Annotated in this window: 12 protein-coding genes and 3 tRNA genes; 12 read left to right on the top strand and 3 right to left on the bottom strand. The window is 41.7% G+C overall.

Translation table 11 applies throughout. The features are described from left to right. The first annotated feature begins 21 nt into the window (after positions 1 to 21). From purF to AC4CU2_RS05725, 5 genes are all read left to right on the top strand, one after another. Positions 22 to 1,557, top strand: a complete 1,536-nt coding sequence (gene purF, locus AC4CU2_RS05705; RefSeq protein ID WP_062033868.1) for an amidophosphoribosyltransferase — start codon at positions 22 to 24, stop codon at positions 1,555 to 1,557. A gap of 87 nt (positions 1,558 to 1,644) precedes the next feature. Continuing rightward, complete coding sequence (locus AC4CU2_RS05710) at positions 1,645 to 3,531, top strand: M48 family metalloprotease (protein ID WP_168158907.1); 1,887 nt, start codon at positions 1,645 to 1,647, stop codon at positions 3,529 to 3,531. A 132-nt stretch (positions 3,532 to 3,663) separates the two neighbouring features. Beyond that, complete coding sequence (locus tag AC4CU2_RS05715) at positions 3,664 to 4,329, top strand: hypothetical protein (RefSeq protein WP_004696276.1); 666 nt, start codon at positions 3,664 to 3,666, stop codon at positions 4,327 to 4,329. Between the two features lie 2 nt (positions 4,330 to 4,331). Continuing rightward, entirely contained in the window at positions 4,332 to 5,300 is a 969-nt protein-coding gene (locus tag AC4CU2_RS05720) for a 2-hydroxyacid dehydrogenase (RefSeq protein ID WP_490768417.1), read from the top strand. A gap of 84 nt (positions 5,301 to 5,384) precedes the next feature. Continuing rightward, on the top strand, positions 5,385 to 6,824 hold the full coding sequence (locus AC4CU2_RS05725) for a M48 family metalloprotease (RefSeq protein ID WP_490768418.1): 1,440 nt from the start codon (positions 5,385 to 5,387) through the stop codon (positions 6,822 to 6,824). Between the two features lie 170 nt (positions 6,825 to 6,994). Here AC4CU2_RS05725 and AC4CU2_RS05730 read toward each other — a convergent pair whose 3' ends face one another. Both AC4CU2_RS05730 and rpsU read right to left on the bottom strand, forming a co-directional pair. Continuing rightward, a complete protein-coding gene (locus tag AC4CU2_RS05730) occupies positions 6,995 to 7,441 on the bottom strand; it encodes a GatB/YqeY domain-containing protein (protein ID WP_004982206.1) in 447 nt (148 codons plus the stop codon). Positions 7,442 to 7,474: 33 nt separating this feature from the next. Next, positions 7,475 to 7,690 carry a 30S ribosomal protein S21 gene (gene rpsU / locus AC4CU2_RS05735; RefSeq protein WP_001136722.1) on the bottom strand — a complete coding sequence of 72 codons (216 nt, stop codon included), beginning with the start codon at positions 7,688 to 7,690 and terminating at the stop codon, positions 7,475 to 7,477. A 145-nt stretch (positions 7,691 to 7,835) separates the two neighbouring features. Here rpsU and tsaD point away from each other — a divergent pair, with 145 nt between their 5' ends. Next, positions 7,836 to 8,852, top strand: a complete 1,017-nt coding sequence (gene tsaD, locus AC4CU2_RS05740) for a tRNA (adenosine(37)-N6)-threonylcarbamoyltransferase complex transferase subunit TsaD (RefSeq protein ID WP_490768419.1) — start codon at positions 7,836 to 7,838, stop codon at positions 8,850 to 8,852. Positions 8,853 to 9,422: 570 nt separating this feature from the next. Then, entirely contained in the window at positions 9,423 to 10,073 is a 651-nt protein-coding gene (locus tag AC4CU2_RS05745; protein WP_490768420.1) for an isochorismatase family protein, read from the top strand. 151 nt (positions 10,074 to 10,224) lie between these two features. Here AC4CU2_RS05745 and AC4CU2_RS05750 read toward each other — a convergent pair whose 3' ends face one another. Next, positions 10,225 to 11,097: an ATP-binding protein gene (locus AC4CU2_RS05750; RefSeq protein ID WP_010327089.1), complete on the bottom strand. Its 873-nt coding sequence runs from the start codon at positions 11,095 to 11,097 to the stop codon at positions 10,225 to 10,227. 204 nt (positions 11,098 to 11,301) lie between these two features. Between AC4CU2_RS05750 and AC4CU2_RS05755 the strand changes: the two genes are divergently transcribed. The 5 genes from AC4CU2_RS05755 to AC4CU2_RS05775 all read left to right on the top strand — a co-directional run bounded on the left by AC4CU2_RS05755 (position 11,302) and on the right by AC4CU2_RS05775 (position 14,031). Further along, complete coding sequence (locus tag AC4CU2_RS05755) at positions 11,302 to 12,813, top strand: DUF3336 domain-containing protein (protein WP_004696290.1); 1,512 nt, start codon at positions 11,302 to 11,304, stop codon at positions 12,811 to 12,813. Next, the gene (locus tag AC4CU2_RS05760; RefSeq protein ID WP_490768421.1) at positions 12,788 to 13,612 is read left to right on the top strand and encodes a serine/threonine protein kinase; all 825 of its coding nucleotides are present in this window, start codon (positions 12,788 to 12,790) and stop codon (positions 13,610 to 13,612) included. Before AC4CU2_RS05755 ends, AC4CU2_RS05760 begins: the two co-directional genes overlap by 26 nt. Positions 13,613 to 13,719: 107 nt before the next feature. Next, positions 13,720 to 13,804 (top strand) — tRNA-Leu (locus AC4CU2_RS05765). 35 nt (positions 13,805 to 13,839) lie between these two features. Further along, positions 13,840 to 13,913, top strand: a tRNA-Trp gene (locus AC4CU2_RS05770). Positions 13,914 to 13,946: 33 nt separating this feature from the next. After that, positions 13,947 to 14,031, top strand: a tRNA-Leu gene (locus AC4CU2_RS05775). Positions 14,032 to 14,169 lie beyond the last annotated feature (138 nt).

Here is a 14,169-nt window from a genome sequence, read left to right on the forward strand (position 1 = left end):
TAGCTTGTCTGCGAGGTTGCTATGTGTGGAGTAGTTGGTATAGCTGGTAAATCAGCTGTTAACCAAATGTTGTTTGATGCATTAACGATGTTACAACATCGTGGGCAAGATGCAGCTGGGATAGTAACCTGCCACGAAGGTCGTTTATTCTTACGTAAAGACAATGGCATGGTTCGTGATGTGTTCCACACTCGCCATATGCGTGCATTACAAGGTAACTATGGTATTGGGCATGTGCGTTATCCTACTGCGGGTTCATCGAGCAGCGCTGAAGCGCAGCCCTTCTATGTGAACTCACCTTACGGGATCACGTTAGCGCATAATGGTAACTTAACCAATGCTGAAGAAATTCATGACGATCTGTTCAAAACAGACTTACGTCATATGAATACGGATTCAGACTCAGAAGTACTGTTAAACGTATTTGCGCATGAGTTGCAAAAACGTGGCAAATTGATGCCTACAGCAGACGATATCTTCCATGTGGTTAGTAAAGTACATGAGCGCTGTAAAGGTGGTTATGCCGTGGTTGCAATGCTTACTGGGCATGGCTTAGTGGGTTTCCGTGATCCAAATGGTATTCGTCCACTGATTTACGGTTCGCGTGAAACTGATGCAGGTATGGAATATATCATTGCATCTGAGTCTGTCGCTATTACGGCACTCGGCTTTAAAGTTGAGCGTGATATTGCGCCGGGTGAAGCGATCTTTATTGACTCACAAGGGCAGATGTTTACCAAGCAGTGTGCTGAAGCGCCTGAATACCGCCCATGTATTTTTGAATATGTTTACTTTGCGCGTCCAGATGCGATTATTGATGGCATTTCAGTCTACAAAGCACGTTTAAAAATGGGTGAAAAGCTTGCTCAAAAAATTCTGACGGAGTGGAGTGAAGAGCACGATATCGATGTTGTGATCCCAATTCCAGATACCTCGCGTACCTCTGCACTTGAACTTGCAAATATGTTGGGCGTGAAGTTCCGTGAAGGCTTTATGAAGAACCGCTATATTGGCCGTACTTTCATTATGCCGGGTCAGCAATTGCGTAAAAAATCAGTACGTCAAAAGTTGAACCCTGTTGAACTTGAGTTCCAAGGTAAAAATGTACTTTTGGTGGATGACTCGATTGTACGTGGTACTACGTGTAATGAAATTATCCAAATGGCACGTGATGCGGGTGCGAAAAAAGTCTTCTTTGCTTCTGCTGCGCCGATGGTGAAATATCCAAATGTGTATGGCATTGATATGCCAGCAAAAGAAGAGCTGATTGCATCTGAGCGTACAGTTGAAGAAATTCGTGAAATTATTGGTGCAGATCGTCTAATTTTCCAAGATTTGGAAGACTTAAAAGCAGCTGTGCGTACCAGCAAAGTGCCAGATTTACAAGAGTTTGATTGCTCGGTATTTGATGGTCAATATGTTGCTGGTGGTATCGATGAAGCTTATTTAGATGAATTACAGGCGAAACGTCGTGAAACATCGAAAAAGAAAGACAGCTATATTGATGTCAATATTGATGCAGCTTCCGTTGATTTGACGGGTGTGAAAGAAGTCTAATTGATTTAGATTTGAGAAAAGCGGGAGTTTCCCGCTTTTTTCATTTATGATGGATTGATTCAAACAATGTAAGAAAAGGGATTTACATTGAAGGGTGTAAGCTATTCAATCATAAAGAATAAAAACATGTTGTGGTCTGCAAGTATCTGCTTGCTTGCGGTGCTTTTGTCGCTATTTATTTTAAATACTGTGGCTGGACTGCTGGTTTTTTATTTTGATTCGAGTCAAAGCATTTTTTGGCATAGCTTGAGTATTTATATCATTGGTTTGTTGCTCTTGGTGATGAGTTATTCCGTGGTATATGAGCTGTATGTGTTCCGTTCAGGCGGACACAGTCTGGCCAAGCAACTGCGTGCACGACGTTTAAGTTTGATTGAAAGTACACCAGAAGAAAGTATTGCGCTGAAAATTACAGAAAAACTAGCTGATACTTTTTTAATTGAAACGCCTGCTGTGTATGTTTTGCCCGATGAAGTGGGGGTAAATGCCTTAACCGCTGGTTTTTATCCCAAAGATATTGCGATTATTTTAACGTGGGGCGCCCTGCAAAATCTTGATGAACTTGAGCTGACGGGGTTATTGAATCATGAGTTTAATCAAATTTTATCAGGTGAGACCGCTGAAAATACACGGTTAAAAATTTTATATAGTGCTCTCACGACCTTTAGTCAGTGGGGTAGTAAAATTGCTAAATTGGGATTTTCAACTCATCATAAAAAGTCACAAAGTTTTGAAACGACTTTTGTTGCAACAGGTGGTGTGATCTGGCTGATTGGTAGTTTGGGGGTGCTGGTTACACGCTGTATTAAGTTTCTGACTTTGGGGGGGCGCACTTTAAAAAATGATATGAAAACACGTCGTCTGATGCAAAATGATGCCAATATTCAAACCTTGATGCGTATCTATGTGCATCACGCAGGTTCGCAAATTCACAGTGAATATTCTGAGTCGATTGCACACATGTGTTTTGCCAACTCATTAAGTGCACAAAGTTGGATGAATATTCATCCAAGTATTGAAGAACGTATTTATGAAATGAATCCGAATTTGGTTCAAGACATACAGTTAGAAAACCTAGAAAAACTGCGCAACCGTCCGCTATTTGGCTTGTTTCGTTCCTTAGAAGAGCAGTACGCGGATTTTCAAGCCCCTTGGACTTCACCGCAGCCTTTGCCCTTATTAAGACTGTCTCCGATTAGTTTTGCCATTAAAGATGCGATTAAACCGCTTAACCCTGAAGTACGTGCGCATATTGAACGTCCAGAGCTAATTCAGCGTGCTTTACAGACCGCAACAGGTTCACGCGAGTTGATGGTCGCAATTCTCATGATTCGCCAATTCCGTGAGTTTATTCCTGCTGAGGCTGAAGTGAGCCGTGCCATTGTTGATTCATTGTTAAACCTAGATGGTCGTGTTCATATTTCAATTTTCCATGAGGCATGCCGAAATATTGGTGGCATGCCAGCGACAATTGCACGTCAGTTTCTATTAAAGTTGGCGAGGATTATTCAGGAAGACGGTGAAATTGGACTGTTGGATGCGCTGTTGCTCGAACGAGTTAAGTTTGAGCTGAATCTGTTGCCTGTACATACACCTGCAGCTCTAGATGAGGTTAAACCGCAGATTGTGCGTTTAATTGATGCTTTGTTACATGTGCAACAAATCAATAGTGAAACGCAGCTGGAAGTACGAGAGAAAATCTTGCGTCGAGTTTTAACTGTACAAGAGTTGGAGCAGTATGCGGAAATTTCAGATGAGCCGATTGATTTGGCCGAAATTTTAAATGATATGGCAGGGCTGCTGCTGCGAGATCGTTTGAGTATTTTGGGGGTGGCTGAAATTTGTTTATGGAATGACCGTATTATTACTCAAGATGAGCAGGATGTTTTGGAGTTGCTCTATTGGCGTCTCGGTTTTGACAGTGAAGAGATCGTTGAACAAATGCAAAAGAAGAATCGCTTGATGATTGTTTAATTGAGTGGTGAATTTGGCCTTGAGCATGTTCTTGATATTTGCCTAGTGTCTATGCGAATAAAATGTGAAAAGAACAGCATCTCTAGGCATTTCTCGATAGAATATGCACTGAATGAAGTGTGAAGGTATAAGATGATCGGGCATCAGCGTGAGGTTTTGGCGAGTTTAGGAATTGATTTGTGGGTTCCAGATTTTTTGCCGTCTCAACAAAATGTAGCCACATCGATCTGGCGAGATCAAAGCGCGACTGAGATTATTTCTGAAATTGTGCGACCTCAATCTCAGCCCGAAGCCAAAAGCATTCCTGAACCTCCACTTGTACAGAATAAGCTTCCACATCCAGCGCCTCCTGCTGAAATTGCAACGCAGCCGATTGAACAAGAAGTTGTTACAGGATTAAAAGAAGAAATTGTCCGAGAGGCCATCCATGTTGAGGCTTTTCAGTTGCAAGCTGTTTCCTTGGAGCACTGCGCCTTGGTCATTGAAGCGACACAATTGAGCGTGGAGCAGCAACAGCTGTGGCAAAATATTGTGCAAGCCTTACCTGCGCAAAAGTATGCGCTGAATTGGCCTTTTCCTTTGTTGAATTTCCAAGATGGGCGCGGCGTTCAGAGTTATATTCAAGGTTTCATTGATGGTGTAAGTCAGGGTAAAACTGTTATTGCATTGGGCTTTATACCAAATGCTAATAGTATAAAAGTCACACAATCAGCAAGCTTACAAGAAATGCTTGATCAGCCATTACTTAAAAAAGCCCTGTGGCACATGATGCGAGCAAAACAACAAAATATGGAATAGGTATGAAGCAGAAAGTCGTTGTTTTTAGTCAAATAGATGCAGAAGTATTACAGTGCTTAGAGCAGCGTTATCACGTGGTGGTCATCAACCCGAAAGCAGGTGATGTAAATACGCAAATCCGTGAGCAAGTTGCGGATGCGGATGCCATGATTGGTGCAGGGCGTTTACTGAATCAAAACAACCTAAAAACTGCGAAACAGCTCAAAATTATATCTAGTGTTAGTGTTGGCTATGACAATTATGATCTGAACTACTTAAACCAAGCAAAAATTTGGCTCAGCCACACCCCTCATGTGCTAACTGAAACCACTGCCGATTTGGCCTTTACGTTGTTGATGAGTGCGGCGCGTCAAGTGCCTTATTTGGATCAATGGACCAAAACAGGTCAGTGGTCGCGTACTGTCGGGCAGGCACAATTTGGTCAGGAAATTTTTGGTCAAACATTGGGTATTATTGGCTTAGGAAATATTGGTGCGGCAATTGCGCGACGTGGTTTTCATGGTTTTAATATGAATATTTTGTATCACGGGCGCCGAGAAAAATTAGAATTGGCTCAGCCATTAAATGCACGTTTTTGCGAATTAGATGAGCTGTTGGAGCAATCGGACTTCATTGTTGTGGCGGTTGATCTAAACGCGAATACGCAGCATTTGATTGATGCAGAAGCATTTAAGAAAATGCAATCTCATGCCGTCTTTGTAAATATTTCGCGTGGTGCCATAGTAGATGAGCAGGCACTCATTCAGGCCTTGGAGCAAAAGCAAATTTTTGCAGCTGGGTTGGATGTTTATGAAAAAGAACCCTTGCAAGATTCAGCACTGTTCCAGCTGCATAATGTAGTAACGCTGCCGCATATTGGTTCTGCAACGTCTGTAACACGTAAAAAAATGTCAGAGTTGGCTTACCAAAACTTGGTGAAAGCATTGGAAGGTGGTCAACCTCAATATGTGGTGAATCCTGAATTTAGATAAAGAATTGATAACACTTCATTGCATTTTCATTCAATTATCAATGTTATAGTCATTCGATTCCTTTAAATAAAGTCGGGGTGAGGGTTGAAGCGTTTTCTGTGTGCGTGCAGTTTAAGTCTTATTTCGACTGTTGGTTTTGCAGAAGGTCAATTTCTTACGAATGCTCCACAGTTTAATGTGCCTGAGATTGGTTCAGGTATAGGTTTTATTGATCAATATAATGAGCGCTATATTGGTGAAAAAGTTTATCGTGAAGTGCAGCGTCAGCTACCTGTTACGCAAAATCCGTGGCTAGAAGATCAACTGATGAATGCTTTTTCAAGCATTTTGAGTCAAACCCAACTTGGTCAACCGATTGGTCTGGTGGTCATTAATGACCCGCAAATTAATGCCTTTGCAGTTCCGGGTGGATTGTTTGCATTAAACGCTGGTTTGATTACCAATGCCAATAATATGGATGAAGTTGCCGGCGTAATGGCGCACGAAATTGCGCACGTCACACAGCGCCACTACAGTCGTTCGCAAGAGGCGTTTAAGGGGCAGGGATTACTCGCGCTGGCAGGGATTTTGGTTGGTGCTTTGGTTGCATCTCAAGCCGATGGTGATGTCGGTTCAGCGGTCATGGTTGGTACGCAAGCCGCACTCATGGACAAGCAGCTGTCTTATAGTCGTAACCAAGAGCGTGAAGCTGACCGTATAGGGATGCAGTACATGTATAGCGCTGGTTATAATCCACAAAGTATGGCTGATTTTTTTGAAGTGATGCACCGTGCAACCAGTCGAGTGAGTTTTTTACCTGACTTTTGGTTCACACACCCACTCACGACTGAGCGAATGAGTGAAGCGAGACTTAGAGCGAATCAGTTGCCTAAAGTGAAATCTACTTGGCGTGATGAAGACTTTGAAATCTTGAAGCTGTATACCGCGGTGATCTCGAATCAGGCGACAGAACAGCAACTTCAGATGCTGGTAAGCCGTAACAGCTATGCAGCACAATTGGCTTTGGCTAGTTTTTACCTCAAACAAGGTGACTATAAACTTGCTCAACAAGTGTTAGATCAGGCCAAGTCGCATCAGAAATTACATAACCTGCAGACCTTGATTCAAACTGATATTTTGCTTGGACAAAATCGTGTGAATGAAGCACTTGCTGTTATCCAATCACCTGCGAGCATCATGCCTGAAAATCGGGCTTTAAATTATAAATTGGCTGAAGTTTATATTCGTCAGAATCGACCTGAGCTTGCGCAGCCTGTACTCAATCGTTTTTTGAAAAATAATCCGCGTGATGTGAATGCGTGGAGACTGATGCAGCAAGCCGCAAGTTTAGATAAAAAGTCCCCAATGCATACCATTAATGTTCTGCGCTACCGGGCTGAAGTGCAGTTCTGGTCGGGTTTTGAAGAAGAAGCGATTAAATCTTTATTGCATGCTCAGCGTTTAGCGAAAGATAATGAATCAATGTCAGCGACCATTAAAACGCGTTTAACCCAAATGCAAAAGGATCGACAATTTAGAGCTTAGGAAAGCGGTATTGCAAATAGAGGGATAAAACAGAGATGAGTCAGGATTTGTTTTAAAGCTGAGAATGAATAGATAAAATAAAAAGAAGAATAATAATTTTTATAGAAACTAAAACTTTGAACTGCCTTTCTTAAGGTCAGTTCAACGTAATCGATTTAAAGATTTTTAAATTAAGCCAGTTTTGCTTTAATTTTTGCTGAAACTTGAGAAGGATCGGCGCGCCCGGCTATGAGCGGACGCAGAGAATTCATCACCTTACCCATATCTTTCATGCTAGTAGCTTCTTGCGCTGCAATCGTTTGCGCAATCATGGAATCAAGTTCTTCCTCAGTCATAGCTTCTGGTAGAAATTGAGATAAAACCTCAAGTTCGGCTTGTTCCTTACTAGCTAAATCTTCTCGACCAGCACCTTCAAAGGCTTTGATCGATTCTTTACGTTGTTTAATTTGTTTTTCAATAACCGCAAGAACTTGAGCGTCGTCAAGTTCTTTGCGCTCATCGACTTCGATTTGCTTAATTGCCGCCTGTAGACCACGAATTACCGTTAACTTATCCATTTCTTTAGCACGCATAGTGGCTTTCAAAACTTCAGTTATTTGGCTTTTTAAAGTAGTCATTATTTAGTCCAGGCAGTCAATCACAAATTAATCTTAGTAAAGGCGAGTAGTACGTACTGATTCACGCGCCAATTTCTTTTGGTAGCGTTTAACAGCAGCAGCTTTTTTGCGCTTACGTTCTTGAGTTGGTTTCTCGTAGAATTCGCGCTTACGTACGTCAGCTAAAACGCCCGCTTTTTCGCATGAACGTTTGAAACGACGGATAGCTACGTCTACTGGTTCGCCTTCTTTCAATTTAACTTGTGGCATGAAGAATCCTCATTAAGTTATGGATAAGATCTGGGCGAGATTGCCCTGATCACAAGTGAAGGTCAGTATTTTACTCATTTACATCTCATACCACAAGTCTATAATGGTTCACGCAATAGATTTGATACAGGTTATAGGCAGTTTAATGATCGTTTTAGGCTTAGAAACATCTTGTGATGAAACAGGACTTGCCCTTTATGACAGCGAGTTGGGTTTGCGTGGGCAAGTGCTGTACAGCCAAATTAAACTGCATGCAGAGTATGGTGGTGTGGTACCAGAGTTGGCATCGCGTGACCATGTGCGTAAGCTGATTCCATTGATGAATCAACTGCTTGAAGAAAGTGGTGTAAAAAAATCTGAAATTGATGCCGTGGCATATACGCGTGGCCCAGGTTTGATGGGTGCGCTGATGACAGGCGCGCTGTTTGGTCGAACTTTGGCCTTTGCTTTAAATAAACCTGCAATTGGTGTGCATCATATGGAAGGGCATATGTTGGCACCACTTTTATCGGAAACGCCGCCAGAATTTCCTTTTGTAGCACTTTTGGTCTCAGGCGGACATTCTCAACTGATGGCTGCCTATGGGATTGGACAGTATGAATTGTTGGGGGAGTCGATTGATGATGCTGCAGGTGAAGCCTTTGATAAGGTTGCGAAAATGATGGGATTACCGTATCCAGGTGGTCCAAATATTTCAAAACTGGCTGAGCAAGGTGATCCGAATGTCTTTGCTTTCCCACGCCCAATGCTGCATCAAGGTTTGGAGTTTTCATTTAGTGGTTTAAAAACAGCCGTATCTGTGCAAATGAAAAAATTAGGTGATGAAAACCGTGATGCGGATATTGCAGCGAGTTTTCAAGAAGCCATCGTGGATACCTTAGTTAAAAAATCTGTGAAAGCGTTGAAGCAAACAGGTTTAAAACGTTTAGTGATCGCTGGTGGTGTCAGTGCCAATAAACGTTTACGTGAGCGTTTAGAAGTAGATTTAACCAAGATTCGTGCTCAGGTTTACTATGCCGAACCTGCACTTTGTACGGACAATGGCGCTATGATTGCTTTTGCTGGTTATCAGCGGTTAAAAGCAGGGCAGCATGACGGTTTGGCTGTAACGACAACACCTCGCTGGCCAATGACTGAGTTGACCAATCCCAGTGAAGTCTAAGACTTTCATTTGATAAGCTTAAAGCCCGACTAAATGTTGGGCTTTTTACATTTAGGTCTTTATCAAAGGGCTTTTAAAAATGCTCTGCTTAGACTTTAAGAATATTTTTGACTCACTTAAATGTAGCTAAGCATCAAGTTAAAAGTATTTACCCATAGGTTTATCCATAGAAATTGGGGATAAGTATGGAATGTATAATTTTAGATGACTCATGAAATGTTGAAACTATAAAAACCTATAAACTAAATTGGAAGTCTATTTTTATTTGGTTTTAAATATTTGATTAATATGGTTAATTTAATAATCTTTGTAAGATTTTATGAGTGCTCATCAATAAGTGTAAAACCATGAATTGCAATTACAACACGTAACATGATTTAGCTTCCTGAGCTTAAGGATATTCTTTAGTTTATATGAAAGGCAGATATAGATTTTCTTAAAAAATATCTTGGTCGTATAAACCTCAAAGCTATGACGGTCTGTTTTAGGAACTTTCATTACAACAATGGAAGTACATAATTAGAAGAAAATTTTAGAGGTGTTACCCATGGCGGCTACTATACTAATGGAATGCTAGACCCTGATGATTCGATAATTCTACTGATTGATCATCAAAGTGGACTTTTTAATACCGTACGCGATGTACCTGTACCCGACTTACGCAATTATGTGATTGCAATTGCAAAAGCGGCAACTTTATTAAATATACCTGTAATTACCACTGCATCTGTACCTGACGGCCCTAATGGTCCTTTAATTCCTGAAATTCACCACTTTGCTCCGCATGCAGTTTATGTACCACGGACTGGACAAATTAATACTTGGGACAATCCCTTATTTGTAGATGAAGTTAAAAAAACGGGTAGGAAGACACTGATTATTGCTGGAACGCTGACCAGTGTATGTATGACTTTCCCTGCTGTAAGCGCTCGTAAAGAAGGTTATAACGTCTATTGTCTTGTGGATGCATCAGGTAACTGGAGCAAGTTAGCCACAGATACATCAATTGCTCGTGTGACCCAAGCGGGCGCAATTCCAACCGATACTTTTGCGATTGTGGCCGAGTTAATGCGTACTTGGAACCGTCCAGAAGGCTCGCGTTTTGCTGAAATTATTTCGGAACACATTTGCCCGGAATATAAATGCTTGATGGAAAGTTATGCAAAAGCACAAGCTGTGGTCAAAGATGGGCCAGAAACAAACTTGGATAAATATCAATAATCAGACCAAACCTATGTGAATTGAAATCTATCCCTAATCAAAGAAACAACCCAAATTCTGATGCGGAATTTGGGTTGTTTCTTTGATTAGGTTGAACTATCAAAATAATTGAAATAAAATAGATATTTAAGCGTTGATCAGTATATTTAAACTAAAGCTGCTTTAATTGTTGTGAACCGACCCAGTGTTTAGAAAATTGATACGCGGCACGTCCAGAGCGTTGTCCTCGCGCCTGACACCAACGAAGCGCTTCGGCTCGTACCATATCGTCCATGGCGATTTGAGCTTTTGCTAAGTAGTGCTGCACAATGTCCAAATATAAGTTTTGATCCATTGGATAAAAAGACAGCCATAATCCAAAACGATCGGAGAGTGAAATTTTTTCTTCAATCGCTTCTTGTGGATGCAGTTCAGTGTACTGCGGTACATCGACCCGAGTCACTGGCGTGTTTTCATGCATAAATTCAGGCAGCAAATGACGACGGTTACTGGTGGCATAAATAATAAAATTGCTTGAACCTGACTGCAAAGACCCATCTAGCACACTTTTTAAACTGCGATAGTTTTCATCTTCGGCGTTAAACGCCAAGTCATCACAATACACAATAAACTTTTCAGGACGTTCTGCAATCAGCTTTTGAATTTCAGGCAGTTCGGATAAATCATCACGTTCAATTTCAATCAGCCTTAAGCCTTGCTCTGCGTATTCCGTTAATAAAGCACGCACAATAGAGGACTTGCCTGTCCCGCGAGAGCCCGTTAGCAGAACGTCATTGGCAGGTAAACCATTAAGAAACTGTTCTGTATTTTGCAGTACTTTTTCTTTTTGACGCTCAATGCCTTTTAAATCATTTAATTCGATTCGTTTGAGCTGATGAATGGCTTTTAACTCGCCATTTTCCCATTTAAAGGCAATCGCTGAAAAATCAGGTGCTTGTTTAACTTCTGGTAGGCTTTGCTGTAGTTGTTGGAGTACAGTCGATAGTGCTTCTAAGATATTGTTCGGTAGGTCAATGGTCGCCATGATTAATCAGCTTATAATTACACTTGTCGTCGATCTTAACATCCGATCTAGTCGTATCAAACCCTTAAAGCGGTGCAGATTTGCCAATTTTAGGGTTGAAATGGCAATTGTAATGCTCACATAATTTGCACATAGTCAGTTAGACTGACGGTTGAACGTGTCAGTGAAATTTTAGGAAAACAAAAAAAGTGGGTGAGGATGAATATGTTGTTTAAAGATTTCACACGGGAAATCAACCCGCACCAAGCCTATCGAATCAAAAAACTGAAAAACCAATTGGCTCAGGCAGACAACTATACTGAGTGGAAAAGTATTGCACTTAGAATTGATGAAGAGTCAGGGGCGCAAGAGTGGAAGTATGACAACTGTTCACCTTATTTCGATGCAGAAGTGATTACCCATCGTTTAGGGTTGTTGAAGCGTTATCGTCAACAAAAGCGTACGACCGATTTAATGTACCTGCTACGTGAAGGTCTGAGTTATGACATTGCTAATATTGCTCACCCCATGCTGTTTACTGCAACCTATGTCGGCACCAAGAAAATTATTGAAGACTATATTGAAGAAGTTAGTCGAGGTTTAGCATTTGTAGCATCTACGGATTGCCAGTGTTTAGATAAACAGCAAAAAATTGAATTTTTTCAGCACTGTCAAAAAGCTTTTGGGCAACCAGCCATGATGTTTTCAGGCGGTGCAACATTAGGACTGTTTCATACAGGTGTGTGCAAGGCTTTGCTTGAGCAAGACCTCATGCCAAAAGTGCTGTCTGGTTCAAGTGCTGGTGCCATTATGACAGCGATGCTGGGGCGAGCGACGCCTGCAGAAATGCTGAGCATCTTAAATGGTGAAAACTTTTTCACCGATGCCTTTCAGTTTCGGGGTTTTCGTGAGGTCTTAAAGGGCAATGGCGGCTTAGCGGATGTAAAGCATTTAAAAAACTTTTTAATTGCAAATTTGGGTGACGTTACCTTTGAAGAGGCCTTTAAGCAGTCAGGCTTGTATAACAATGTCGCGGTTGCACCTTATGATGCCTCACAAAATCCGCGCATTATGAATACCTTTACTTCACCTGACTTATTGGTGTGGAGCGCGGTGCTCGCGTCTTGTGCAGTGCCGATTCTATTTCCGCCAGTCAAGCTCACCAGTAAACGACATGATGGCTTATATACCCCCTATATGTCTTCTACTCGCTGGGTTGATGGCAGCGTGCGTAGCGATTTTCCGCAGGAGAAAATGGCGCGTTTATACAACTTAAATTACACGATTGCCAGTCAAGTGAACCCGCATGTGGTGCCGTTTATGCAGTCGGATGAAGCGCGGTTTCGTAAAGACATGTTGAGCTGGCCTGAACGGATTGTACGCCGACAAGGCAAAGTGATTAGTAAAGGGGTGATGGACTTTGCCCGTGAGCGTGTGGGGATGATTCCACCGATCCGCCGCTTACTGGATCATGGTTATGGTGTGGTCGATCAGCGTTATTATGGCGATGTAAACATTGTAGGGAAATATGGCCTGCGCCATTATAGCTATATGCTGCAAAATCCAAGACCACACTTATTTAAACTCTTACAACGTGAAGGCGAACGTGCAACTTGGCCAAAAATCTCAATGATTGAAACACATGCTCGTGTCGGGAAAACTATACAACATTGTTTAGAGGTCTTAACTGCATTGGATACGGCAGAGATGAATGAATCCGAATTCTTGGCAGTTTAATCGTCAAGAATTAAATGCTCTCGCGATGTCGCTTCATACTCCGACTCAGCGTTTGGGCTGGGGGCGAAGGCTTTATCGCTTTGAAGTTGCAGGGCAGGGGTATTGGTTAAAGTATCAGTCGCTATCAGAGCATGTGGCGCTAATTAACGGCTTTGACACTGAACTTAGTTTTTATCAACATGCACTTGCGATGCTGCAACTGCCGAAGTTCTTGCCTGAAGTGCAAATCCTTGAAAATTTTGAGCTTCACTCAGAGCAGGTGAAAGTCGCACTCATCTTAAAAAATGTTCCATCATTACTTATGGCGAATCCCCGTCAGTTAAGTCGAGATCATGTCATTCATATCATTTTTAAAATGCTGAATGCTGTTGAAGAATTACATCAGATGGGTTGGATTCATGCTGACTTAAAACCTTCGCATTTTTTGTTAAACGGTTCTACATGTAAGTTAATTGATTTTGAGCAGAGCCAAAGAATTGGTGAAATAAGCTGTAAAAAGGCTCTAACGGCGACACCGCGCTATATGGCACCTGAATTATTTCATGGTGAAGCAAAGACCGTACAAACCGACCTGTATGCACTCGGGATCATTCTACTTGAGTGGTTGACTGATCAACGTTTGCAGGCATCAAGCTACCAAGATTGGGCATATTTACACTGTCAGTTTTTGAAGATAGCACTTCCAGAACCTTTTCAGGGTTTTAGTCCATTATTACATGGACTTTTAGCTAAGCAAAAAAGCCAAAGATGGCAAAATATCATGGCTGCAAAACGATGCTTAATGACTGAAATTGAATGAGAAAAAGCCAAGTATAAAGTTTTTGTTTCTTATTTAATCAATTGAGTGTGTTTTTCTTAAAAATTGCTTGTCATGCGAAAATGATCTCTATAGTATACACAGCCATTGGGGACGTGGCGAAATTGGTAGACGCACTGGATTTAGGTTCCAGCGCCGCAAGGTGTGAGAGTTCGAGTCTCTCCGTCCCCACCATAAATCATTTGAATTAAGATGGTTTATAAGGCAATAGAGGATTGGTGTAATGGTAGCATGACGGTCTCCAAAACCGTTCGTCAAGGTTCGAGTCCTTGATCCTCTGCCAACTTAAAGTCTAACGCAAAGTTAGCACCCTGATGGGGACGTGGCGAAATTGGTAGACGCACTGGATTTAGGTTCCAGCGCCGCAAGGTGTGAGAGTTCGAGTCTCTCCGTCCCCACCATCAGTAATGAAGCAAGGTATTAAGCCTTGCTTTTTTATTGCCTGAAATTTAGTGAAGAACGGAATAGCCTTTTTATACAGATAGAACATAAAAATAGATTCAACTGCTGATTTTATGACAGAAAAGCGGGTGATTGCT

This window comes from Acinetobacter sp. 797_lipA, from assembly GCF_058243025.1.

Excerpts from the sequence above, each read along its gene's own strand:
- purF (WP_062033868.1), top strand. The coding sequence starts at position 22 with ATGTGTGGAGTAGTTGGTATAGCTGGTAAATCAGCTGTTAACCAAATG.
- AC4CU2_RS05715 (WP_004696276.1), top strand. The coding sequence starts at position 3,664 with ATGATCGGGCATCAGCGTGAGGTTTTGGCGAGTTTAGGAATTGATTTG.
- AC4CU2_RS05720 (WP_490768417.1), top strand. The coding sequence starts at position 4,332 with ATGAAGCAGAAAGTCGTTGTTTTTAGTCAAATAGATGCAGAAGTATTA.
- AC4CU2_RS05730 (WP_004982206.1), bottom strand. The coding sequence starts at position 7,441 with ATGACTACTTTAAAAAGCCAAATAACTGAAGTTTTGAAAGCCACTATG.
- rpsU (WP_001136722.1), bottom strand. The coding sequence starts at position 7,690 with ATGCCACAAGTTAAATTGAAAGAAGGCGAACCAGTAGACGTAGCTATC.
- tsaD (WP_490768419.1), top strand. The coding sequence starts at position 7,836 with ATGATCGTTTTAGGCTTAGAAACATCTTGTGATGAAACAGGACTTGCC.
- AC4CU2_RS05745 (WP_490768420.1), top strand. The coding sequence starts at position 9,423 with ATGCTAGACCCTGATGATTCGATAATTCTACTGATTGATCATCAAAGT.
- AC4CU2_RS05750 (WP_010327089.1), bottom strand. The coding sequence starts at position 11,097 with ATGGCGACCATTGACCTACCGAACAATATCTTAGAAGCACTATCGACT.
- AC4CU2_RS05755 (WP_004696290.1), top strand. The coding sequence starts at position 11,302 with ATGTTGTTTAAAGATTTCACACGGGAAATCAACCCGCACCAAGCCTAT.
- AC4CU2_RS05760 (WP_490768421.1), top strand. The coding sequence starts at position 12,788 with ATGAATCCGAATTCTTGGCAGTTTAATCGTCAAGAATTAAATGCTCTC.